The 23,948-nt window shown below is 69.8% G+C and carries 17 protein-coding genes; 4 read left to right on the plus strand and 13 right to left on the minus strand.

Going from position 1 to position 23,948, the window contains the following annotated elements; all coding sequences use genetic code 11:
- Positions 1-57: 57 nt before the first annotated feature.
- Genes V9G19_RS06935 through V9G19_RS06965 form a run of 7 tightly spaced genes read right to left on the minus strand, consistent with a single transcriptional unit; the run spans position 58 to position 12,930 of the window.
- Positions 58-1,413: a flavin-containing monooxygenase gene (locus V9G19_RS06935; protein ID WP_462284740.1), complete on the minus strand. Its 1,356-nt coding sequence runs from the start codon at positions 1,411-1,413 to the stop codon at positions 58-60.
- Positions 1,410-3,941 carry a KR domain-containing protein gene (locus V9G19_RS06940; protein WP_462284741.1) on the minus strand — a complete coding sequence of 844 codons (2,532 nt, stop codon included), beginning with the start codon at positions 3,939-3,941 and terminating at the stop codon, positions 1,410-1,412. Before V9G19_RS06940 ends, V9G19_RS06935 begins: the two co-directional genes overlap by 4 nt.
- Positions 3,938-5,350, minus strand: a complete 1,413-nt coding sequence (locus V9G19_RS06945) for a cytochrome P450 (protein WP_462284742.1) — start codon at positions 5,348-5,350, stop codon at positions 3,938-3,940. The genes V9G19_RS06940 and V9G19_RS06945 overlap by 4 nt, the downstream gene beginning before the upstream one ends.
- Positions 5,347-6,558, minus strand: coding sequence for a hotdog family protein (locus V9G19_RS06950; protein ID WP_462284743.1), 1,212 nt, complete (start codon positions 6,556-6,558; stop codon positions 5,347-5,349). The genes V9G19_RS06945 and V9G19_RS06950 overlap by 4 nt, the downstream gene beginning before the upstream one ends.
- On the minus strand, positions 6,489-6,860 hold the full coding sequence (locus tag V9G19_RS06955; RefSeq protein WP_462284744.1) for an SDR family NAD(P)-dependent oxidoreductase: 372 nt from the start codon (positions 6,858-6,860) through the stop codon (positions 6,489-6,491). The genes V9G19_RS06950 and V9G19_RS06955 overlap by 70 nt, the downstream gene beginning before the upstream one ends.
- Positions 6,782-11,140, minus strand: a complete 4,359-nt coding sequence (locus tag V9G19_RS06960) for an SDR family oxidoreductase (RefSeq protein WP_462284745.1) — start codon at positions 11,138-11,140, stop codon at positions 6,782-6,784. The genes V9G19_RS06955 and V9G19_RS06960 overlap by 79 nt, the downstream gene beginning before the upstream one ends.
- Positions 11,137-12,930 carry an acyltransferase domain-containing protein gene (locus V9G19_RS06965; protein WP_462284746.1) on the minus strand — a complete coding sequence of 598 codons (1,794 nt, stop codon included), beginning with the start codon at positions 12,928-12,930 and terminating at the stop codon, positions 11,137-11,139. Before V9G19_RS06965 ends, V9G19_RS06960 begins: the two co-directional genes overlap by 4 nt.
- 394 nt (positions 12,931-13,324) lie before the next feature.
- Here V9G19_RS06965 and V9G19_RS06970 point away from each other — a divergent pair, with 394 nt between their 5' ends.
- Positions 13,325-13,798: a nuclear transport factor 2 family protein gene (locus V9G19_RS06970; RefSeq protein ID WP_462284747.1), complete on the plus strand. Its 474-nt coding sequence runs from the start codon at positions 13,325-13,327 to the stop codon at positions 13,796-13,798.
- A 28-nt stretch (positions 13,799-13,826) separates the two neighbouring features.
- Here V9G19_RS06970 and dop read toward each other — a convergent pair whose 3' ends face one another.
- The 3 genes from dop to V9G19_RS06985 are packed head-to-tail and all read right to left on the minus strand — an operon-like array spanning position 13,827 to position 16,435.
- On the minus strand, positions 13,827-15,359 hold the full coding sequence (dop, locus tag V9G19_RS06975; protein WP_462284748.1) for a depupylase/deamidase Dop: 1,533 nt from the start codon (positions 15,357-15,359) through the stop codon (positions 13,827-13,829).
- A 21-nt stretch (positions 15,360-15,380) separates the two neighbouring features.
- Positions 15,381-16,022, minus strand: a complete 642-nt coding sequence (locus tag V9G19_RS06980; RefSeq protein WP_462284749.1) for a vWA domain-containing protein — start codon at positions 16,020-16,022, stop codon at positions 15,381-15,383.
- 29 nt (positions 16,023-16,051) lie between these two features.
- Positions 16,052-16,435 carry a hypothetical protein gene (locus V9G19_RS06985; RefSeq protein ID WP_462284750.1) on the minus strand — a complete coding sequence of 128 codons (384 nt, stop codon included), beginning with the start codon at positions 16,433-16,435 and terminating at the stop codon, positions 16,052-16,054.
- A gap of 227 nt (positions 16,436-16,662) precedes the next feature.
- On the opposite strand from V9G19_RS06985, the gene V9G19_RS06990 reads away from it, so the two are divergent.
- The 3 genes from V9G19_RS06990 to V9G19_RS07000 all read left to right on the plus strand — a co-directional run bounded on the left by V9G19_RS06990 (position 16,663) and on the right by V9G19_RS07000 (position 19,848).
- Entirely contained in the window at positions 16,663-17,640 is a 978-nt protein-coding gene (locus V9G19_RS06990) for a ribose-phosphate diphosphokinase (RefSeq protein ID WP_462285042.1), read from the plus strand.
- Between the two features lie 17 nt (positions 17,641-17,657).
- Positions 17,658-18,692, plus strand: coding sequence for an NAD(P)-dependent alcohol dehydrogenase (locus tag V9G19_RS06995; protein ID WP_462284751.1), 1,035 nt, complete (start codon positions 17,658-17,660; stop codon positions 18,690-18,692).
- A gap of 181 nt (positions 18,693-18,873) precedes the next feature.
- The gene (locus V9G19_RS07000) at positions 18,874-19,848 is read left to right on the plus strand and encodes a hypothetical protein (protein WP_462284752.1); all 975 of its coding nucleotides are present in this window, start codon (positions 18,874-18,876) and stop codon (positions 19,846-19,848) included.
- A gap of 44 nt (positions 19,849-19,892) precedes the next feature.
- Here the strand turns inward: V9G19_RS07000 and V9G19_RS07005 are convergent, their stop codons facing one another.
- The 3 genes from V9G19_RS07005 to V9G19_RS07015 all read right to left on the minus strand — a co-directional run bounded on the left by V9G19_RS07005 (position 19,893) and on the right by V9G19_RS07015 (position 23,941).
- A complete protein-coding gene (locus tag V9G19_RS07005; RefSeq protein WP_462284753.1) occupies positions 19,893-20,837 on the minus strand; it encodes an FAD-dependent oxidoreductase in 945 nt (314 codons plus the stop codon).
- Positions 20,838-21,196: 359 nt separating this feature from the next.
- Complete coding sequence (arc, locus tag V9G19_RS07010) at positions 21,197-22,828, minus strand: proteasome ATPase (RefSeq protein ID WP_462284754.1); 1,632 nt, start codon at positions 22,826-22,828, stop codon at positions 21,197-21,199.
- 135 nt (positions 22,829-22,963) lie between these two features.
- Positions 22,964-23,941 (minus strand): tRNA (adenine-N1)-methyltransferase, encoded by a 978-nt coding sequence (locus V9G19_RS07015; RefSeq protein ID WP_462284755.1) that lies wholly within the window; start codon positions 23,939-23,941, stop codon positions 22,964-22,966.
- Positions 23,942-23,948: the final 7 nt, after the last annotated feature.

Raw genomic sequence — 23,948 nt, forward strand, 5'->3', positions numbered from 1 at the left:
CCAGGCCGATCAGCAGGACGAGCCAGCGACGGCGCGTCACCAGGCTGCTGAGCACGGTCATGCCGCCACCTCCCTCGGCAGCGCATACCGGGCGGACAGCCGGCGCAGAGTGTCGCGGAGCGTGACGTGGTCGACCTGGAGCTGGTGGCGATCGGAGTCATAGAAATTGATGCCGCCGGCTAGGGCGCGGCCATAGCGCGGGTGCGCTTTGGCTCGGCGCAACTCGCTCACGCGGGCCGGGTCGCGCGACATCCAATAGATGAACTGGGCGATGACCTGGGCCTGATAGTCCATGATCTGCCAGTTGCCCGTGCTGGTCTGAAACAGCCCGACGACGAAGAGGTTGTCGTAGTCGGGATGGAAGGCGTGCAGATGCAAGCCCGGGATCGACCCGGTCCAATTGAGGTGGCGCCGGTCGATGAACGGCAGATAGGTCTGCTCGTAGCCGGTGGCGCAGACGATGAGGTCGATGCGTTCGCGCGTTCCATCGGTGAAGCGCACGCCGTCCCCGTCCAGCCGTTCGATCGCCGGCTTCGCGCCGATCGCACCGTGGCCGAGGTTGTAGAGCAGCGTGGTGTTGATGACGAAGTGCTCCTCCAGCAGCTTGTGCGGCGGAGTGGGCAGGCCGTATGCCGCCGGGTCGCCGGCCCGGCTGGCCCGCAGGACCAGCGCGGCGCCTGACCGGAGCAGGGGGCGCGGTATACGCAGCCGAAGCACCCTCTCGTAGAACTCGTCGGTGGGCATCCCGAGCACGTGCTTGGGCCAGTAGTAGCAGCCGCGGCGCACGCTCAAGAAGGTCGCGGACGCGCGCGCGGATGCCTCCACGGCGATGTCGGCCCCAGACGTCCCGCCGCCGATGACCAGGACACGGCGGCCGTCGAAGATGCTCGGCTCGTCGTATTGCGCCGCGTGCATGATCGGGCCGTCGAAGTCGCCCACCAGCTCGGGCCACCGGGGCTGGCTGTTGTGTCCGTTGGCGATCACCAGGCCCGCATAGCGGCGCCGCTCGCCGTTGTCGAGGGTGACCAGCCAGGCCGGGTCGCCGTCGGTGCGGTCGACATCGCACGCGGTGCGTCCGAACTCGATGTGGTCCCGGACCCCCGACCAGACCGCGTAGGTGGACAGGTAGGTGTGTGCCTCCCGCAACCCCAGATAGGTCGGGTAGTGCTCCGGGATCGGGAAGTCGGTGTACTCGATCCACCGCTTCGAGGTGATCAGGTGGATCGAGCGGTAGGCGGGGCTGTGTGGATTGTCCGGGTTCCAGATGCCGCCGAGCGCGCTCTCGCGCTCGATGACATCGACGACGACACCGGCGTCTAGCAGGTTCTTGGCAGCGGTCAGCCCGCCGGCGCCGGCACCGATGATGCAGTAGCGATCGGTGCGGTCGTGGACGGGCGGGTCATGCGTGATCATGTCGACTCCTGAGGGTCTCGATGGGAGCGGCGGTTTCGCGTGCTGGGGTGGGCGTGGGCGGGTTGGCTGCGCCGGTGCGGGCCGCGCAGGATGGCGACCGGGTGGTCCGCCGCATCCACGATCGCGGTTCGGCTTCCCGCAGTGAGCAGCCCCCGAGCCGGCCGGTCGAGGTCAACGATGTCCAGGACGGGGATGACGAGATGGGTGCCGTGGCTGGGCCGAGCCGGCCCGACGCCGTGAACGGTGGCGCGCACGCAGGTCTCGATGGCGGCGATCGGCAGCCGTGGAATGGCCACGGGGTCATGCAGGCATTGCGACTCGGGGCGAGGCTCGGTGACTTCGGCCCGCCACAGATCCCGCTCGCTGCTCATCCGCCATGCCGCGATCGGCAGGACCTGCCCGGCCCAGGAGATCTGGGCGGACGCGGCTGGACGCCGCAGATCAGGAACGTGCGCTCCAGCGTCCAGATCGTCTGTGGGGAACGAGGCGGGCGGCCCGTCGAGGATGACGGCGCTCAGCGCCGGACGACCATTGAGCAGGACCTCGGCGCGGATCCGCTGCATTCCAGGGGGTCCGCCTCGCGAAATGGCGCTGACCTGTGCCTCGGTGCACCCGTCGCGACACCGCAGCGCCGCGAGGTCAATCACCACCTCGGCGAGCCGGGCCGGATGAAACCGGCCCGGCTCGGCTGCCCAGGGCCCGACAGCCAACGCCAGTTCCAGCGCCCAGGCCACGGGCAGGATCGGCTCGCCGCCGCTGGTGACGTCCTGCATCACCGGCCACTCGGCTGCCTCGAAGGCGAGCGTGGCGGCGAACTGCCCCGGTTGCCAGCGCAGCCGGGTCCCACCGGCGAGGACGCCCGCGGCGCCCAGGCGGGTGGCGCCGGGCAGCTGGCGCGGTTGCTGATAGCCCCGCAACACCCCCGGTCCGAGACCTGGGCCCACCGGCGCGAGGAAACCGGACTCCCCGTCCGTCGTCCCGAGGAGTTCGGCCTCCCAGTGCCGCAGACCCTCCTCGACGGGCATCGCCTCCATGTAGGCCAAGGTGGCCTCAAAGTTGCTGATCATCCCGCCGAGGCGTTCCCACGTCGGCCAGGCGACCGTCACGGTCGTGCGTCCCGCCGGCGTGGCCGTCGGGTCGTGCGCGGCCCACTGACCTAGCCGGGCGAGTGCCTCGTTGGCGGCCCCATACTCGAGCTGCCCGAGCATTCCGCCCCAACGCCCGGTCATCGACCCGACGTTGCACCACACATCTGGCGGCGGTCCGCTGCCGAGGGCCGACTGCAGAGCGAGGAAGCCATCCGTCTTGACGGCAATGGTTGCCAGCACCGTTTCCGGGCGCTTCCGGGAGAGGCGAGTGGGCTTGTCCACGCCGGCGTTGTGCACGACGACCGTCGGTCGGCACGGCAGTCGGCGCACGAGGGCGGCCATGGATTCCGGGTCCACGGCGTCGGCGACCTCGCACCGGATGGGCCAGCCCGCGCGCGCGGCGGCGTCCAGTCCGAGAGTCAGTCGGCGCCGGTGGAGGGCCCGCTCGACGGCGGCGCGCCCGGCCGCCACCCCCGAGGAGGCGGCTACCCGCCGCAGCGTGGCCTCCCGCAGCGCGGTCAACGCGGCGGGGTCCTCGGTCAGCCACGGATCGCCGGCGGGTAGTGGGCCCCACCGGCTGGTGACCACCACCTGTGTGCCGTGCCGTCGGGCGAGATGGCCGGCCAGGGCGAAGCCGATCCCTCGCCCACCACCGGTGATCAGGACGAGGTCGTTCGGGCCGAGCGTCCGGCGCGGTGGGCCGACCGCCTGCGGGACGGCGCGCAGGTGGTGGCGCTTCCCAGCGGCATACCCGATCTCGATGGGGCCGGGGTGGAGCAGTTCGCGGGCGATCGCCGCACACTCGGTCGCGATCCCATCGGGGGCGAGGTCGAGCACCCGGATGGCCGTGGTGGGTAGTTTGTGCGGCAAGCCCTTGGCCAGGCCGGCCCACAGGCCGCTCATCGGTTTCGGCACCGGGCCGGGGCGGGTTCCGCAGTGGCCTCCTGTCCTGGTGACCACCAGGTAGCGGGTCGAGCCCAGGTCGGGACGTTGCGTCCAGACCGGTTGGACCTTGCGCAAGACCGCCATCGTCCGAGATAGGGGTGGCCACCAGGCACCCGCGTCGTTTCCGTCCACTTCCTCACAGCCCAGGTCGACCACGGCGTCCACCTTCTCGGTGACGTCGCTGGCCAGGTCGGGCCACTCGGGAGCGGCGGGAGCGCCTGTCTGGGTGACGGCGATCACCGTGGCGCCGAGAGCCGCGAGCCGGGAGTGCACGGCGGTCGTCAACGCGCCGTCGGTTCCCAGGACGGCCACGGTCCATCCGGCGAGATCACCCGGGCACGGGTCCGGTGGTGTCGGCACCGCGGTGCTGACCCACCGACACCGCACGGCGCGATCCTTGGCAGTCGGTGCGTTCGGGTCCTCCCGCTGCGGGGCTGGGTCGGTGACGGGAGCCGCGGGTGCGGGAGGCCCGCTCGCCGTCGTGACGGTGCTCATGGCGTCCTCCGATCCACCCGCAACGGCAACCCGGACAGCGGCCGGAGGGAGACGAGCGTGCCGAGATCTAGGCGCAGGTCCGGGGCCGGCCGCAGGACGAAGCGCTGCAGAATCATCGCGGTGGACAGGTAGCTTTGCTGCAGCGCGATCGCGCTGCCGATGCATTTGCGTTGCCCCCCACCGAACGGGAAGTAGGCGAACTTGGGCAGCCGGGCGATTCGCCCGGGCGCGAAGCGATCCGGGTCGAAGGTGTGCGGTGCGGCCCACAGGTCCGGGTGGCGGTGGGTGACGTAGGGACAGAGGAAGACCGACTCGCCCGCTGGCACCCGATGGCCGCCGATGACATCGTCGGCCACGGCGTCGCGCGGAAAGACCCAGATCGGCGGGTGCAGGCGCAGGGTCTCGTCAACGATCTGGCGCACATACCCCAGGGTGGGGAGGTCGGCCAGCGTCGGCTCCCGGCCGGTGAGAACACGCTCGACTTCGGCATGGCCCGCCTCCTGGATGTCCGGGTGGCGGGCGAGTTCGGCAAGGACCCAGGCGAGACCGGTGCCGATGGTCTCGTGCCCGGCCATGAAGATCGTCATCAGTTCGTCGCGGACATCGTCATCGCTGAGCGTGCCGGCGTCCTCGTCCTGGGCGGCCAGCAGCAGGGAGACGAGATCGACGCGTCCGGCCTGACTGCCGCGGCGATGGGCGGTGACGATGTCGGCGACCAGGTCGTGCAGTTCGGCGCGGGCGCCGCGGATGCGCCGCTGATAGCCGAAGGGCGTGCCGGACGGCAGCAACTGGCGCGGCTCCCCGCGGAAAACCATCGCCTCGATCGCCCGGTCCATGGCGGGACCGACGCGGTCGTGGTCGTTCTCGAGGTCCCGGTCGAACATGACCGAGCCGAGCGCGTCGAGGGTGATGTGCATCGCCTGGGGTACGACGTCGAGCGTGCCGCCGCTGTTCTCTCGCTCCCAGCGATCCAGGACCCGTCTTGTGGCCGAGACCATCGTCGCGCACATCGCCTCGACGGCCCGGTGGTGGAACAGCGGGTTGACGATGCGCCGCCGGGTTTTCCACTCCTCCCCGTCGGTGGTGAGTAGCCCGGTCCCCATGAAGATGCGGAAGAAGTCATAACCCTTGCCCCGCACGAAGTTGCGGTTTCCTTCCTGCAGCACATACGAGATGTCGTCGGGCGCGAACGGCAGGTGGACGGTGAAACAGCCCAGCGGCAGCCGGACGGTATCGCCATACGTCTGGCGCAGCTCCTGAAAGAGCATCGGCGCGTTGCGGGCAAACCGACGCAGGTTGCGCCATGCCTGCGCGCCCCCTGCGGGGCCAGGGGCGGCCGGCGCGGTTGTCCTCGGCCAGCTGTGGAGCGGTTGGGGTGGCACCCCCGCGCGGTTCACTGTCGTGGTCATGGGGCGACTCCGATCGGGTGGGGGTGTACGGGAGGGTGGTGGACGTGACCGTCGGTGATCGTGTCGAGGTAGCCGAGCTGGACCCAGTCGAGGTCGAGCACCTGCAGCACCACCTGGCCACTGCGGTCGGCCGCCACGAAACGGCACGACCCGCCGGACCCCTGCGAGGGCGAGAATTCGCGGGCCGCGAACAGCTCAATTTCCCGGTCGGCCAAGGCGGCATCGCTCACCGGCTCGAAAAGTTCGATGCGGCCGATGCGTACGGGCGCGCAGATGGGCACATATCGCCCGTCGAGGAGTTCGAGCACACCGGTGCGAAGCAGGCCATCCAGCAGCAGCACCGGCACCGAGAAGCGGCGATAAACCGGGTGCGTCGCCGGGACTGGGTTGGTGTAGGCGGACCGGCCGCCGTCGGGTAGCACCCGGGTCCGCTCGGTGGAGTGGAACTCGCCGCTGAGCACGACCGGAGAGGCGCCGGAGTGATACGGGTCGGGCACCGGGGTTGCGCCGTCTTCGGGCCAGCTTCGCCAGCGGGCGGGTGGTCGTGGCTCGCGGCGCAGTTCCACGGTGGCGCTGAAGTGCCGTCGGCCGCGGACCAGAACCTGCCCCGTGGGAGCGATCACGTCTTCGAGGACCCGCACACCAACATCGACGCCGTCATCGCCGACCCGAATCACCTCGGCGACGATGCGCTTTGTGCCGGGACGCTCGGCGAGCTTGAGAAAGTGCTCGAAGCTGAGGTCGGTCACCGCGGTAGCGAACAGGTCGGGACGCAACCCCGTGGCGGCCTCAACGGCAATCTCGGTGACGAAGGCGCCGGGGAGCGTCGGGCGCCCGTCCACCACGTGTCCGGCCAGGTAGCCGTCGTCGTCGCGGCTGAACACGCGTTCGGTGACCAGCCGGTCGCGGCTCTGCTGGATGATCCTGCCGAGATAGAACGGCTCGCGCCGCTGCTGCTCCAGGAAGCCGGGAAGCAGGCGCCGCACCGCTGCCTGCTCGGCTTGGCCCATATGGACCGTGTATGGGGCAGGTTGCGCCTGGCCGAGCTCGCGCAGGAAGTGGCGCACGCCCTCTTGGGTGCTCATGCTCGAATACAGGCCCGCCTTGTCGAAGTAGGACTTGGTCAACGCGTTGGCCCCTAAGCCGACTTCGCCCCACAGGGTCCACCCGACGGTGCATTCGCTGGTGCCCGGTCCGGTCCGCGCCAAGGCGCGAACCCGAGGAAATCGTTGGCCGAGGCGTAGTCCGCCTCCCCGGCCTGCCCGGTCATACCGAGCAGGGAGCCAAAGTTGAGCCACAGCCCGGGCGGGCTGCCGGCGAGCGCCGCGGCAAGGTGAACGTGGCCACGAACCTTCAGATCGCGGATCCGGCGGAACTCATCGAGCGGCTTGGTCACCAGCGGCGTCGAGCGGTTCAAACCGGCGGCGTGGATCAGCAGCCGGATCGAACCCCAATCGCGATGGACCTGCGCCAGGGTCTGGGCGACATCGGTTGCCGACGCACATCGCACACGTAGTAGTGGACCCGGTCGGGGCCGCTGTGCTCGCTCATCCGGTCAAGGGCGCTGGCCACCATCCGCGCCTGGGCGATCCGCTCGAAGGCCCGGCTGATGTCGCCGACACTCTCTCCCGGCCGCTTCGCGAGCTGGTCGCGGATGTATGCCGGTCGTGCCCCGGCGAATTGCTCGTCGTCCAAGACGAGCAGCTCACGGGGGTGGTCGTCGAGTCGGTTGCTCCCGAGGACGACGATCCGGGGCGCGCTGGTGCGCGCCAGGGCCACCAGCAGCTCCGCCGTGATACCTCGACCACCGCCGACGGCAACGACGACATCGTCGCCGGCGGGCACCGGCCCGGGCTCATTCGCGAGCGGCGCCGGCGTCGCCGTGGGAGACAGGCGTCCCGCCGAGCCGGACACAATCAGCGCAGCCGGATGGCTGGCGCCCGCTTCGCTGGCCGCGACCGCCCAGCCGGCGCTGGGGTCACCGCTCTCCACCGCGACCACAAGGGCCTCCGGAGCCAGGCCCTCAAGTCGGGCGACCTTGAACAGCCCGGTAAACAGCCCGACGGCGGCGTGTGGCCGATCGTGATCCGCACCGCCGAGCAGCAGCGCGAGCATCGTTGTGTCACCGCCGGATTCACCTAAGAGTTTGGCGGCCAAGAAGGTGGCGTCGTGCAGCCGAAGGACATCATCACTGGCCTGCTGATCGGGTGAGAGCCGGGTGACGATCCGCACATGGCGCACAACCCGACCGCTGGTGAGCCGGGCCAGCGAATCCTCGCTCGGCTCGTCCGGGAGTTGGGCGCCCACGGCGCCGCCGGCCGGTCCACCAACCCGGACAACCAAGACCCCGTGTGCCTCGGCCGGCACCAGGGTGGGGTCGTCGGTCAGGACGATCGTCGCCTCCGGCTCGACCCACACCGAAGAGGGGACGGGAGTGACGGCGCTCGGTGTGAGCGCGACCGTCCAGCGGTCCACCACGTCGGCGGGCTCATCGGCACTCACGACGTCCGCGGTCACCTCGGCGGCTGCCATCTCGCCTTCCAGGGGGGCGTCCGCCACGCCGGCCCCGGTTGCCTGCGGGCGGACCGTCAGCATCGCGCTCTGTGCTCCGGGCTCGGCGCGGCAGTGGATGCGCACGGCGCGCTCTGCCGGAGGCCGTTGGAGCACCTCGACGAGCACGCGCATGGCCTCTGCCCCGAGGTAGGAGCCCGCCGGGTCGTCGACGGCGCCGCATGTGACGCTAGGCGTGTCCGCGTCGTCGCCGCTCTGCTGGTCCAGATCCACGATGGCCAGCGGGTCCAAGCCGAGGTCGGCTGCCGTGGCCTCGGTTGTGACCGCAACCATGAAGGCGCCCTCGGCGAGCGGCCGGTTATGGGTGACCTCCGGCTGAAGCAGCTGAGCCAACTCGGCGGTGGTGTTGCCGTTGATGCCGGCGACGAGGGCGAGCGTCATCCGACCGGCCCGGAGGTAGCTGGCGGCGACTCGTAACGCGGCCACCGAGGAGGTCAGTCCCGTGTCGATGGTCATATTCGGCCCGTGCAGATCGTGATAATTGGCCACCCGAGCGGCAATGACATTGGGCATCATCCCCGGGAAGGTGTCCTCGCTCGACGGCGGGCAGGACGCCCGCACGCCTTCGATTAGGGCTTCCACTCCGGACCGAGCGTCGCTTCCGGCACCGCCGACCGCGGCGCGCAGGTCATCGGCATAGCAGCGGGTGGCGTACAGCATGGCGTTGCGGGTTGCCCCTGCATGCCCGACCACCACGCCGGTCGTGTCGCGATGATCAGACCACGCCTTGCCCAGCTCAGCAATGATCCGGCGGGCGCACTGCAGGATCATCAGTTGGGAGCGGTCGATGGCCCGTAGTGTGCCGGGCGGCATACGCAGGGTGCTGAACGGAGGTAGCGGATAGCTCTCACCGAAGGTGCTCGCGGAGGCGGCGGACCCGACCGGCTCGTCCTCATCCTGCCCAGGTAGGTGAGTGGCGAACGCGACCACGACGATCCGCTCGGGTGTGGCCGCCGGGTCCGGGCCGGTCTGCACGGTGGAGCTGGAGCTGGCGTCGTGATCACCGACGATCAGGTGGGCGTTGGTCCCGCCGAAACCGAACCCGGACACGGCCACGGTGCGCGGGACCTCACCGACCGGCCAAGAGATCGGGCTGGTCGGCACCGACAGGGAACTTGCCGCTTCGGTCAGCTGCGGGCGGTTCGCGCTCACGCGTGGCTGCGCCGCAATCCGGCTGCGGTGCAATGAGGTGATCGCGTGGATGACCGACGCCACCCCGGCGGCCCAACCCGTGTGGCCGATGACAGATTTGTTCGAGGTGACGTGGACAAGGTGGCCTTCGGCGAAGAACTCGCTCAGCGCTGTCAGCTCGGCGAGATCTCCGGCTGGAGTCCCGGTCGCGTGCGCGACCACCCAGCCCGGCCGGGGAATATCGAGGCTCTGGTAGGCGCGGTCGACTGCGATCCGCTGTCCGATCGGGTTGGGTGCATAGATCGCCTTGCCCTTGCCGTCCGAGGAGGCGCCGAAACCACAGATGGTGGCGAGAATTCGATCGCCGTCCGCAACCGCACGAGCGCGACGCTTAAGGACAATTACGCCAGCGCCGTCGGAGAAGAGCACGCCGTCGGCGCTGCCGTCCAGGCTACGCACCTGGCCGCTGCGAGACAGTCCGTTGAGTTTGGAGAAGAGCACCGACCCGCGCGGGCCGACGGCGAAGGCGCCGCCACAGACGGCGATATCTGCGCGTCCCTGGACCAGGCCGAGCAGGCCAATGTCCAGCGAATAGAGCGAGGACGAGCAGGCGGTGTCGACGATCACCGTCTCGGTGTCCGGGGGGAGCACTCCGTCCATGGCGCGGACGAGCACGCGATGGGGCTGGACGTCGAGCATGTCGGACGCGGTGCGCGGATACCGCTCGGCAAGGGCCTCCTGCACCCGGTGGCAGGTCTCGGCGGGCAGCCCGGCCGCCCGGATCAGGGCGGGGAGCCGAGCGCTGGCGGCGGCCCGAACCGTTGCCTCCTCCAGGTGCTGGCTCCCGTCGGCGGTGTAGCCGACGGTCAGCGTGCAGCGGTCGGTCGGTGAGAGCGTGACACCGTCCAACGCCTGCATCAGGCTGTGGCGCAACCACACCGTCGTGTGCTCCAGGTCGACCGGCCCCGCCCCGACCGTTTCGCCTACGGCGACACCCAACTCCGCGGCCAGACGTGGGTGGGGGGTGAGGTCGGTGATGAAACCCGAGTGGCCGCTATAGGTCTTGTCTTCGGCGCGACCGTCATGGGTCCAGAAGTTGCCGTTGTCCCATCGCTGCGCGGGAATGGGCAGCATCATGTCCGGGCCGCGCTCGATGAGTTCGGCGAACTCCTCCGGGGAACTCGCGCCGGGGACCGCCAGCCCCATGCCCACGACGACGATGTCGTCGGGGGAACCGGCATCCCGTGCGCCCTCGCGTCCCGGGCTGTCCGCGTGGGCAACCGGGAAGGTCGCCGGAGCGGGCGCCGTCGGCCGCCCGGTGACCAGGGGGGCGGACAACAGCGCCGCGCCGGTGGACAGGCCACCATCGGCGACAATCGTTTGGCCGGTGATCCAACTGGCCTTGTCGCTGGCGAGGAAGGCGACGACCTCAGCCAGCTCCTCGGGCCTGCCGAGACGACCCCACGGGGTGGCGCGGCGGACGGCATGCTGCATCTCTTCGGCGTCCGGGAACTGGTCGACCACAGTGCTTTCGACGAGGCCGGCGATCGCGGTGTTGACCCGGATTCCCTGGGCGGCCAGCTCCACCGCGAGATAGCGGGTGAGTGTCTCCAGGCCGGCCTTGGCGGGGGCGCAGGCGAGGTAGCCCCCCATGACGAGTTCGCCACCGCCCAGTGTCGAGACGTTGACGATGCTCGCTCCGGCGGACATCAGTGCGGTTGCTTCCATTGAGCAACCGAGTGCGCCCTTGACGTTGGTCGCGAACGCCCGGTCGAGGTGGGCCTCGGTGACTTCGCTCGCGGGCACGAGAGCACCGTCGGCCGCGCTGTTGACGAGCACGTCGAGACGGCCGAATCGCTCCCTGATCTCGGCGAACATCTGGTCTCGCTGTTCGGCGCGGGCAACCGAGGCACGATAGGAGAGAGCGTCGACGCCCTTGCGCCGCAACAGCGAGACGGTCTCCCGGGCCGCTTCGGGGCTGCGGAAGAAGTTGACGATCACGACGTCCAGGTCATCCGCGAGGCGCAGCGCGATGGATCGTCCCATGCCGCGGCCCCCTCCCGTGACCAGGCCGACCCGGGCACTCATGCCGCCACGCCTAAGACGAGGTCGGTGACCCGGCCGAGGGTGCCGAAATCGGTGGCGCGAAACCCATCTGGACGAGGCGGCAGGTCGAAGACCTCACCGACGCGAGCGAGGAGCTCGGCCTGTTTGACGGAGTCGACGCCCAGTTCACTCTCCAGGTCGGTGTGTTCGACGAGGACCTCGGGCGGGTATTCCAAGGCGTCGGCGTAGATCCGCACGACCCTCGCCAGCACTTCCTCGCGGTTCAATCCCACGACTGCCCGGGAGTCCGCAGGAGCCATCGATTCCGCGGCGGGTGTTGGCGATGGCGCGTCTGGCAGATTCGCCAGGACGAGGTCGGTGACCCGGCCGAGGGTGCCGAAATCGGTGGCGCGGAACCCATCTGGACGAGGCGGCAGGTCGAAGACCTCACCGACGCGAGCGAGGAGCTCGGCCTGTTTGACGGAGTCGACGCCCAGTTCACTCTCCAGGTCGGTGTGTTCGACGAGGACCTCGGGCGGGTACTCCAAGGCCTCGGCATAGATCCGCACGACCCTCGCCAGTACCTCCGCCCGAGCTGGCATCCCCGGGGTAGTTGGTTCTCCGCCAGGACTGCCCGGGGAAGTCGCAACAACAGCAAGTCCGGGCCGACCGTTGTCCTCCGGTTGGGGCGCCACCGCGGCCGGCTTCGAGCGGGCCCATTCGGCATACGCGGAACCGACCAGGGACGAGACGCGTGGGCCTTGGTCCTTCCAGAACGCCGCGAACAGATCACTCGCGCAGTCGGGGGCGAATGCCTCTCGCAGCGCAGCCACCGAAACCGCCCGAGCCTGGGGCGCACGCACCAAGCCGGCCACCGCGTCCGCGATCCCCGCGCCACTTGCGGCGTCCCGCCGCAACAAGATGACCGTCTCGTGGGCCCGGTCCGCCAGGATCTTGGCCACCATCCCCGAGAGGTTTCCCAGCGCGCCACATTCGACAAAGACGCTGGCTCCGTTGTCGCTGAGCCACCGCACGGCACTGTCGAACCGGACCGGGCGGGTCAGGTGCGTGGTCAGGACCCGCGCCAGGTCCTCATCCTCGTTGTAGTAGCGCTGTTCGATGGGTGAATACACCGGTGTGCGCAGGGGTGAGCTCGGATGGGAACCAGCTACGCGTTCGGCGAAGGCGGCCTCGGCCGCGGCGACGAACGGCGAGTGGAAGGCATAGGGCGAGTTCAGCCGCACGTGCGACACCCGCAGCGCGGCCGTCAAAGCGGACACCGCTGGTAGCGCATCGTCCGGCACGGTGACGACCGTTTGCCGGGCATGATTCTCGACCGAGACGACACTCCGCCCGTCAACGAGAGCGAGCAGGTGTTCTGCGGCCGACCGATCCAGGCCGAGGGCGAACATAGCCGCACCCGGGTCGGCATGCTCGGCCAGGACCCTAGTGCGGTGGCACACGATCTCCGCGCCCTGGGCGATTGTCCATGCACCCGCCGAAACCAGGGCAGGGATCTCACCGAAGCTATGGCCGAGGAGAATGTCCGCCGTGAGCCCCTGGGATCGCGCCGCCGCGTACGCGGCGACGTCGATGGCGTAGATCGCCAACTGCAGGAGTTCGGGATCCGTCTCCAGCAGGGTGTCGATCCCGGGCCCGCCGGGGTCGAGCAGGCTCTGAGAGACGCTGCGGCCCAGGACCTTTTGCGCGGCCGCGTCGACGTCGGCGATAATCCTCTCGATGTCGGGATTGCTCGCAGCCAGGCTCGCGAGAGCGCTTGGCAGATAGGAGCCCTGACCGGGGAACAGGGCGATGAGTTGGCGTGATGGCATGGCGAATGGCCCTCCAGGCGAATGGGAATCGCGGATAGGAATCACTACCCCGCGGACAGGCAGGGGTCGACATTGGCGGACTTTGGCTAACCAGGAGAGTCGCGGTCCCGACGGAACCGCGTCGAAATCGTCGGGCACATCCCCGTGCCTCGATCATCCGGCACCCCCACGTGCCGACAACGTCAGCCTAGACAGCCGCCGATGCGTCGAGCAAGCGCGTGATCAAGGTTTCACTTGGATGTAACGTAACCGGACTTCACGGTGACCGGAGAGCGTCATAGTCTGGGCCGGCGGCGGACGCTAGCCCGCGTCCGCACGCCGCGGCGCAATCGGCGCCCGGGTCATCGCGGACCTCGTCAACCATCACACTGGCTGGAGTCCCAGGGGGAATTCCATGTATCACACCATCGTCAAACAGAAGCTGCGGTCGTCGTTCGCTCAGGTGAACGCCGGCAACCTTGATGCGATCGTCGCTCAGTTCACTCCTGACGCCGAGCACTGGTTCTCGGGCGATCACGCCCTGAGCGGGCGTCGGCAGGGCAGCGCGCAAATTCAGCAGTGGTATGACCGGCTCGGGCGGGTGCTGCCTGATCTGCGGTTCGAGATCACCGGCATCTCGGTCAGCGGCCTGCCCAACGACACCGTGGCGATGGTCGAGTGGATCGACCATTTCACCGATCCGGCAGGAGCGGCTTACACCAACCAGGGCGTGCACGTCGTCCGGCTGGCTTGGGGCAAGATCCGGTCGTTGCACATCTTTTGCGACACCCAGGTGATCACCGCCGCCTTGGGACACCTCGCCGAGCAGGGACGCGAAGAGGCGGCGGCCGAACCGATCGGGACGCCAACGGCGTTCGCGACGGTTTAGCGCCTCCGGCGCCGAGCTTTGTCGGTGACTAATCGGCGACGGCAAGTGATCGGATCAGGTCGGCCACGTCGTCGGCCTGGTCCAACAGCTCCCTGACAGCCTCGCGGGTGCCGCGCAACGGCTCGAGCATCGGCACCCGGTGCAGGGCGCGCTGGCCGGGGACCTCGAAGATCACCGAGTCCCAAGAGGCCGCGACGACATTGTCGCCGAAGCGATCGAGGCAGCGGCCACGGAAGTAGGCGCGGGTGTCGTGCGGCGGGTCGGTGACGGCGGCGCGCACGGCGTCCTCGGCGACCAACTCGGTGAACCGGCCCGCGGCGCGCAGCTTGTTGAACAGACCCTTGTCCGGGCGGACATCCGACCACTGGATGTCGATCGCCTTGAGCTTCGGGTCGTTCCACTCCAGGCCCTCGCGCTGCCGGAAGCCTTCCAGCACCTGGAGTTTGGCGACCCAGTCGACCTCGCGGGCGGCGCCCATCGGGTCAGCTTCGAGCTTGGTCAGCACGTCTTCCCACCAGCGCATGACTTCGGCCGTATGCCGCTCGCTCCCCTCCCCCGTCGCCTCCAGCCGCGCCCGGCTCATCTCGAAGTAGCGCCAGAGCAACTCGATCGCGGTCAGCCGGCGGCCGTCGGCGAGCTCGAGCTTGTGGGTGCAGGACGGGTCGCGGGAGATCGCCTGCAGCGTCGAGACCGGGTTGCGGACGGTCAGGTCGTCGGTGACCGCGCCGGCCTCGATCAGGTCGAGGACGAGCGCGGTGGTGCCCAGCTTGAGCAGGTTGGCGACATCGCAGTGGTTGGCGTCGCCGATAATGACGTGCAGCCGGCGATACTTGTCCGCGGTCGCGTGCGGCTCGTCGCGCGTGTTGATGATCGGCCGCTTGAGCGTGGTCTCCAGTCCGACCTCGACCTCGAAGAAGTCGCTGCGCTGGGCGATCTGATAGCCCGGCCACTGGCTGTCGGTGCCGACGCCGACCCGCCCGGACCCGCACATGACCTGCCGGGCGACAAAGAACGGAGTCAGGTGCCGGACGATGTCGGCAAAGGCCGTGCTGCGCCGCATGAGGTAGTTCTCGTGCGTGCCGTAGGAGGCGCCCTTGCCGTCGGTGTTGTTCTTGTAGAGGTTGACCCCCGGCGGGGAGGCGGCCAAGGTGGCGACCGATTCGCGCATCACCAGCTCGCCGGCGCGGTCCCAGGTGACCGCATCCCGGGGGTTGGTCACCTCCGGTGAGCTGTATTCCGGGTGGGCGTGATCGACATACAGCCGCGCGCCGTTGGTGAGCACGACGTTCGCGAGCGTCGGGTCGTCGGCGGCGTCGGTGATCCCCCACTCGTCGGTCAGCTGCGACGGGTGGGCCACCCCGCGGCTCATCTCGAACCCGCGGGCATCCCGCAGCGGCGCCTCGTCGGCGTAGTCCCAGCTTCCCCGGGCGGCGCGCACGCCGTGCGCCACGGCATACGCGCTGACGACCTGACCGGACAAGACCATCGGGTTGGCGTGCGGCGCCCCGGGCATCGAGATCCCGTATTCCGTCTCGATCCCCATCACGCGCCGCACCGACATGTCCCCCAGCGTATGCCGCCGCTAGTCGGCCGAGTTCGCCCGCTCCTCGGCGGTGTAGCCGCGCAGCTTGGCCGCCGGGCTGGCCGCCCGGGCGCGGCGCAGGTCGCCGACCATGCTGGCGGCGGCGGCCATGGCGGGAGCGACCGAGCCGCGGCCATAGGTCAGCGAGTTCTGCGCGGCGATACCGATCGACTTACCGACCTCGATGGCGTCCTGGTCGGCGCCCATATAGAGGAACTGCCAGTTGTAGTCGCGCTCCTGTTGCTCGATCAGGGCCTTGATCGCGGGGTGGGTCCATTCGCGGCTGGAGTTCTCCAGCCCATCGGTCATGATCGCGACGACCACGGTGCCCGGCCGCTCGTGCTCCGGCTTGGCGGCCAGCGCGGTGCCGGCATCGGTGACCAGGCGGCCGACGGCGTCGAGCAAGGCAGTCATCCCGCGCGGCTGCAGGTCCAGCGGCTCCACCGCGGCGATAGCCACGCCCTGGTAGACGACATCATACAGCGTGTCGAACTGGGCGAGCGTGACCTTGCAGGCGCCGCCGGCCTTCTTCTGCGCCTCGACAAAGGCGGCGAACCCGCCCTCGGTGTCGGACTTGATCGACTGCATCGAGCCGGAGCGGTCGAGCAGGAAGTAGATGTGGGTCAGGTTGGCGTCGGTCATGCGGGCCCTCGTCCTCGGTGCTGGTGGGGTCAGGTGGCGCGCCGGCGCGGCTTGAACCGCAGCGACGCCTGGGGTGTGGACGCGGGCGGGGGCATGCCCCGTTCCGCGTCGTATTGCGCCCGCCGCACGCCGTCGGCGGTCACCCGGCCGGACTCGTTGGCATAGGGCGCGAGGGAGCGGGTGCGGGCCAGCCGCGGGCCGACCGCATTCTCGGTCAGCCCGGCCGCCGCGCCGGCGGCCCGCAGCGACGCGCCGCCGTCGAGCACGGCAGCGGCGAGCGATTCGTCGATGAGTTCGGTGATCTGCTCGGCGGCGGCACGCAGCTGCGGCAGGGCTTCCTCGGGTGGCTTGCCCTCGGCGGCGTCGATGGCCGCACGGATCTGCTCGTATGCCAAATCCTGCCGCAGCGTCATCCGGCCAGCCTAGCCCATAAACTGCGGACGCGCAGAAACAGCAGGTGCGCACTTTCTCTTGCCGTGCGTGCCGGCGCTGGGTCCGCCCGAGCGAGTAACGGGATTGCACCTCGGACCAGTGCGTGAACTGGCCGACTTCCGGTGGACGGCCCTCGCCGAGAGCCCCCGCACGGACGTAGGGTTTGAACAGCGTGAGAACGGCCGCCGAACGCGAGGGAGCCCTTCGGATGCGGGAGATCGTCGTCTTCTCCGGGGCAAACCACCCCGTGCTTGCCGAACGTATCTGCGACGCCCTCGGGGTCCCGCTCGCCGCCAGCCACACCAGCCGGTTCAGCAACGACTGCCTGCAGGCGCAGCTGCTCGCCAACTGCCGTCAGCGGGATGTCTACATCATCCAGTCGATCGCGCCCCCAACGCAGGAGGCGCTGATGGAGTTGCTGTTGATGATCGACGCGGCCAAGGGGGCCAGCGCCGCCCAGATCACCGCGGTCGTTCCGCACTTTGCGTATGCCCGCTCCGACAAGAAGGACGCCTCGCGGATCTCGCTCGGCGGCCGGTTGGTCGCCGACATGCTCGGCGCGGCCGGCGTGGACCGGGTGCTGACCATGACCCTGCACGCCCCGCAGGTGCACGGCTTCTTCCGGGTGCCGGTCGACCACCTGACGGCGATCGGCATCCTTGCCGACCACTTCCGCGGGGACGACCTGAGCGACTCGGTGGTCGTCTCCCCGGATCTCGGCAACGCCAAGACGGCGACTCAGTTTTCCCGGCTGCTCGGTCTGCCGGTGGCGGCCGGCTCCAAGCAGCGCAAGGCCGACGACAAGGTCGTCATCGACGCCATCGTGGGTGACGTCTCGGGCAAGCGGGCGATCATCCTCGATGACGAGATCGCGACCGGCGGCTCAATCATCGAACTGCTGGATCGGCTCAAGGACTTCGGCTGCACCGAGGCGGCCGTCGCCTGCACACACGGGCTCTTCCGCGGCCAGGCCGTCGAGCGGCTGTCCACGCACCCGATGATCAGCCAAGTCATCACCACCGACACCGTGCCCGAGCCACCGGGCTGGCCACAGCTGCGGATCCGGTCGGTCGCCGGCTTGTTCGCCGAGGCGATCTATCGCATCCATGCCGGCACCTCGATCTCCACCCTCTTCGACGGCGTCGACCCCATGCATGCCCCACCGCAGTTGCCCCTATTCCCCTGAGCAAGAAAGAAGACGCCATGCGCGCGCTCGTGCTGTCGGCCTGGAAGACCCGCCCGGAACTCGTCGAACTCCCCGACCCGGAGCCTGGCCCCGGCGAGGTCGTGCTCAAGATCGGCGGCGCCGGCTGCTGCCACTCCGACGTCCACCTATACAACGAATTCGAGGCCGGCGTCGTCCCGTGGAATCCGCCGTTCGTCCTCGGCCACGAGAACGCCGGCTGGGTGCACGCGCTCGGCGCCGGAGTGAAGAGCGTCGACGAGGGCGCGGCATACCTCGTCTATGGCCCGACCGGGTGTGGTTTGTGCCCGCCCTGCCTGGAGGGCTTCGAAACCTATTGCGAGCGGGCCGCGGAGCTGCCGGCCGCGGTCGGTCTCGGCCGCGACGGCGGGATGGCCGAGTTCATGACGGTCCCGGCACGCCACCTGGTGCCGATCGGCGACCTTGATCCGGCGCTCGCCGCCCCGCTCGCCGACGCCGGGTTGACCCCCTATCACGCGATCAAACGGGCGCTTCCCTATCTTGGTGTCGGCGGCTCCTACGCCCTGGCAATCGGGCTCGGCGGCCTGGGCCAGGTGGGCGTGCAGATCCTCAAGGCGCTGACCGGTGCCGTGGTCATCGCCGTCGACGCCAAACCCGAAGCGCTCACCCTGGCCACCGAGAACGCCGCCGACCACGTCGTCGCGGCGGGCGCTGATGCCGCTGCCCAGGTCCGGGAGTTGACCGGCGGGCGCGGCTGCGATGCCGTCTTCGACTTTGTCGGGGCCACGCCCACGATGGAGCTGGCCGTCGCCAGCGCCAAGCACCGCTCGGCAGTCACGATCGTCGGGATCGGCGGCGGCAGCGTCGCGGTGAGCTTCTTCACTGTCCCGTATGAATGCAACCTCGCCACGACCTATTGGGGCAGCCTGCCCGAGCTGACCGAGGTCGTCGCGATGGCCCGCTGCGGCCAGATCCGCCCGAGCATCCAACGCTTCGGCCTCGATCAGGCCGGCGAGGCCTACCGCCAGCTCGAGGAGGGCGCGCTCACCGCGCGGGCCGTCGTCGTGCCCTAACGGGCCACATTCTTACGGGGATTGGGGCCCCCTGCCTTGGGGGGCGCGCCGGGGACCGGTGGGTCGATCCACCCATGGTCACAACTCGGTTGCAGTGCCCAAGATGTATCAACCCGGCGTGTCCGCCGGTCATCTGAGCATCACATAGTGATGATGTAGGGACGAGGTAGGAAGGGACGAGATGCTTGCCCGGCAGACGGTCCACCAACTGAACGAGCGCCGTGCGGCCATGACGGCGGCGCTGAGTCGAGCGATCGGGGAAGTCGCTCTCGAGCTTCCCGGATTGAGTGACGACTCCGTCGCCGGCACCCGCGCCACGTGCCAGGCGAGCGCCGTGCTCACCGTCGTGCGGCGCGCCGCGCGGGTGGGCGCGATCGATCCCGCCGTTACCACCGCCGCCGCCGAACTGCGCGCCGCGCTGGCCGGGGACGGGGACCCGGTCGAGGCGGCGCTGCTGTCCTCGACCACCTGGATCCCTCCGGTCGACGTCCTGCACAGCCAACGCGCCGACCTGATCGCCTTCACCGAGGCACTCGTGCGGGCGACCAAGGCCGGGTGCTGCCTGCCCCGACTGCCCCGGCCCGTCCCGCAACTGCTCGACGACGCCGAGGCGGCGCTCGGGGCCGCGCTCGCCGCTGGCGACCACGAGCTGACCGCCCGATTGCTCGCCACCTGGCCGCTTCTCGGGGCCCCGTGGACCGCGCCGGCGCGCTGCGCCCTCGACGAGCTGCTCGTCGCCGCCTCGCTCGGCGAACTCGCACCTGGCCTGGAGACCACGCTTTCGGTCGCCCTGGTCATGGCGCTCGCCCTGGAGCATGGCGGCGTGCCCGAACCGTGGGCAGCGACCGACACCGACCGGCGCGTGGGTGAACACCTCGCGTCCCTCCACACGTCGGACACCCACACGTCGGACATCGAAGTCGGCCCTGCTCCCAGCTCGGCCGCTGACACCCCGCCGAGCGTCGGCCCGCCGGTGCGCGATTCGGCGCTCGTCGTCGCCGCCGCATTGCGGGCGGCGGCGCTTGACGGAGACCGTCCCCGGCTGCGCGCGGTGCTGGCGCTCGCGGTCGCCTGCGGGGTCTCGGCGGATGCGGCGATTGCCGCAACGCTCGCCGAGTTGTGTGGCCTCGGCGCCTTCACCGCTCTGGCCGGCTGACCGGCCGGGCCCGCGCAGCCACTCGGATCCGCCCGGCTGGCAGCTCAGCCGCGCTCGACCAGGCTGACGACCTCGGCGGCGCACCCCCAGGCCAAGGTCAGTCCGGCGCCCCCGTGGCCGTAGTTGGTGATCACCGTCCGGCCCGCGATCGTCAGTCGCTCCAGCCGGACCGCGGGTGCGTTCGGTCGCAGCCCGACGGCCCGGCCGACGACCGGGGCGTCGGCGAGTTCCGGAACGGCCGCCCGGCACCGGGCGAGGATGTCCGCCTCGACCTCGGGGTCAGGTTCGGTGTCCCACGACCCGGCCACGTCGGTGCCGCCGCAGACCACGTCATTGCCGTGCGGAAGGATATAGGTCAGCGCGTTGGGATCATCGCCGTCGACATACCATCGCCGCAGCCCGGGGTCGAGGAGACGGACGACCTGCCCACGCCCCGGCACCAGCTCGGGGTCATCGACCAACTCGCTCGAGCCCAGTCCCGCGGCGACGACGACGACATCGGCACCGGCGAGCGCCGCATGGGACAGCGACTCCACCCTGCCGGAGGCGACCTCGGCGCCGGCCAGCCAGCACTGCCGCTCCAGCCAGGCCAGGTGTGCGCCGGTCTCGATCAGCGGCACGCTGGCCACGGTCCCGGCGACGGCGCCGTCAGGGAGTTCCTCGGGGTGAGCTGGTCGGACCATCGGGATACCGGCGGTCCACCACAGGTCCGGTTCTCCCCGGTGAACCATCAGCCCCTCAACGAAACGCACCCCGGCGAACGGGTCTTCGGCGAGTTCGGCGAACCGGCGAAAGGTGGCTATTCCCCACTCCAGGACGCGTTCGCGCGGCTCGACGTGATACGGGAACCACAACCCGCCCGCCACCCGGGAGACCGTCAACGAGGCCGGGATTTCCCGCACGCACCGGACGATGTGCCCGGCCCGGGCCAGCTCCAGGGTGCAGGTCAGACCGGCCACACCCCCGCCGATCACCGTTATCTGGGCCATGCCCCGAACGCTACTCGCAACCGGCGCCCGCGGTGCCGATCGACCCCGCCGCGGCGCCGCTCCCCCAAGAACCGCCGAGGTCGGCATCTCTGGGTGAGGTCGTACGTTTGCTCAGCAGACCTCAGCCAGAAATGCCGACCTCAGCGACATGAGCCGGGCATGAGCTGGGGACAATCCCCGCCGACGGCTTCCAACCATTCCCACCCCAGGTGCGTAATACCCGGTGAGAGCGGTCGGCGGTGAAAGATGGAGGTGGCCGTCGGTCGGCGCGGGGGTGCTCGGCGTGCTGCTCGCCGGCCTCGCCTGGCGCTTCCGGCGAGCCAACGCCCGGGGTGGCCGGGCCTGGTGAGCGGGACGGATTAGAGGTACTGGCCGGTGTTGGTGACCGTGTCGATCGTGCGGCCCGGCTCGGTGCCGGACTTGGTTGCAACCAGCGTGCGGACATAGATAATCCGCTCGCCCTTCTTGCCCGAGATCCGCGCCCAGTCGTCGGGGTTGGTCGTGTTGGGCAGGTCCTCGTTCTCCTTGAACTCATCGATGCACGAGTTCAACACGTGCTCGACTCGGATGCCGCGCTGCCCGGTGGTCAGGAAGTCCTTGATCGCGGTCTTCTTGGCCCGGTCGACGACGTTCTGGATCATCGCCCCGGAGTTGAAGTCCTTGAAGTAAAGGATCTCCTTATCTCCCCCGGCGTAGGTGACCTCGAGGAAACGGTTCTCGTCCTGCTCCGAATACATCCGGGTCACCGCCGCCTCGATCATCGCCTCGACCGTCGCCTCGGGCGAGCCGCCGTTCTCGGCGAGGTCGTCGGCGTGCAGCGGGAGGTCGGGGGTGAGGTACTTGCGGAACACGTCGCGCGCCGATTCGGCATCCGGGCGCTCGATCTTGATCTTCACATCGAGTCGGCCCGGGCGCAGGATCGCCGGGTCGATCATGTCCTCCCGGTTGGTCGCGCCGATGACGATGACGTTCTCCAGGCCCTCGACGCCGTCGATCTCGGCGAGCAACTGCGGGACGATCGTCGTCTCGACATCGCTCGACACCCCCGAGCCGCGGGTGCGGAACAGCGAATCCATTTCGTCGAAGAAGACGACCACGGGCGTTCCGTCATTGGACTTCTCGCGCGCCCGGTGGAAGATCAGCCGGATGTGCCGTTCGGTCTCCCCGACATACTTGTTGAGCAGTTCGGGGCCCTTGATGTTCAGGAAGTAGGACTTCGCCAGCGGCTTGCCCTCCTTCTCGGCGACCTTGCGGGCCAGCGAGGCGGCCACCGCCTTGGCGATCATCGTCTTGCCGCACCCGGGCGGTCCATACAGCAGCACGCCCTTGGGGGCCTTGAGCTGGTGCTCGGTGAACAGGTCGGGATGCAGGTAGGGCAGCTCCACGCTGTCGCGGATCATCTCGATCTGCCCGCGTAGGCCGCCGATGTCCTCATACCCGATGTCGGGGACCTCCTCCAGCACGAGGTCGGCGACCTCGGCCTTGGGGATGCGCTCGAAGACGAAACCGGAGCGCGGCTCCAGCAGCAGCGCGTCACCGACGCGGATCGGTTCGTCGAGCAGCGAGTCGGCCAGGCGGCATACGCGCTCCTCGTCGGCGTGAGCGACGACCAGGACCCGGTCGGGCTCGAGCAACTCCTTGATCAGCACGACCTCGCCGACCCGCTCGAAGCCGCAGGTGGCCACGATGTTGAGCGCCTCGTTCAGGCGCACCTCCCGGCCCGGCTTGAGTTCGCCGAGGTTGACCGTGGGGCTGACCGCGACGTGCATCTTGCGGCCACCGGTGAGGATGTCGGCGGTCGAGTCCTCGCGGACCTCGACGACGATTCCGTATGCCGCAGGCGGACTCGCCAGCCGGTCCACCTCTGCCTTGAGGTTGACCAACTGCTCGCGCGCGTCGCGCAGCGTGCGCACCAGCCGGTCGTTCTGGGCGGACATCGTCGCCAGCTGCGACTGCAGACGGCGCAATTCGATGCGCTGCTCCTCGGCCATGACGACCCCCTTTGAGTCAAAGGGCCGCGCCACGTGGCGCGGCCATGCCCTTTGACCTTAACCCGCGGGCGCGGCAAACGGGCAGAGGGATCACCTGGCGAGCCGTGCGATTTTGGGCACGGGGGCGTTCGCCGGTCACCCGTCCCCCGCCGGGGGCGCGAGGGCGCGCGCGGTGCGGCGCACCCGTTTGGGGCTGGGCACCCGTTCGCCGAAGTCGTCCTCGCTCCACCCGTCCTGCCGGTCGGCGTCGACGGTGTAGCCGCCGGGGCGGCGCTTGCGCAGCGGCGGGGTGACGCCGGGGGCCAGGCGGCGGGTGGTGATCAGGAAGCCGGTGTGGCCGTGCATCCGGTGCTGGGGGCGGACGGCCAGGCCCTCCAGGTGCCAGCCGCGGACCAGCGACTCCCAGGCCTGCGGCTCGGTGTAGCCGCCGTGGTCGCGGATCGCCTCGGCGACGCGGGAAAGCTGGGTGGCGGTCGCGACATAGCAGATGAGCACCCCGCCGGGCAGCAGCGCGTCGGCGACGACGTCGAGGCACTCCCACGGGGCGAGCATGTCGAGGACGACGCGGTCGACGCTCGCTGGTTCGACGGCCGCGGGCAGCGCCTCGATGAGGTCGCCAACGGTGACCGTCCACGCCGGGTGGTCGGCGCCGAAGAAGGCGCGGGCGTTGCCGCGGGCGATCTGGGCGAAGTCGGCGCGCCGCTCGAAGGACAGCAGCCGCCCCTCCTCGCCGATCGCCCGTAGCAGCGACATCGACAGGGCGCCCGAGCCGACACCGGCCTCGACGACGACCGCCCCGGGGAAGATGTCGGCCATCGTGACGATCTGGCCGGCGTCCTTGGGATAGACGACGGCGGCCCCGCGCGGCATCGACATGACGTAGTCGGCGAGCAGAGGCCGGATCGCCAGGTATTGCGTGCCGGCGGTGTTGGTGATCGTCGAGCCGTCCGGCGCCCCGATCAGGTCATCGTGGCGCAGGAAGCCGCGGTGGGTGTGGAACTGCTTGCCGGCCTCCAGGGTGATCGTATGCAGGCGTCCCTTGGGGTCGGTCAGCTGCACCCGGTCACCCGGCCGGAAGGGCCCGCGTCGCAGGTTTGCGTCGATCACCGCCACGGCGGGC

Source organism: Nostocoides sp. (assembly GCF_037045025.1).
GTDB lineage: Bacteria > Actinomycetota > Actinomycetes > Actinomycetales > Dermatophilaceae > Nostocoides_A.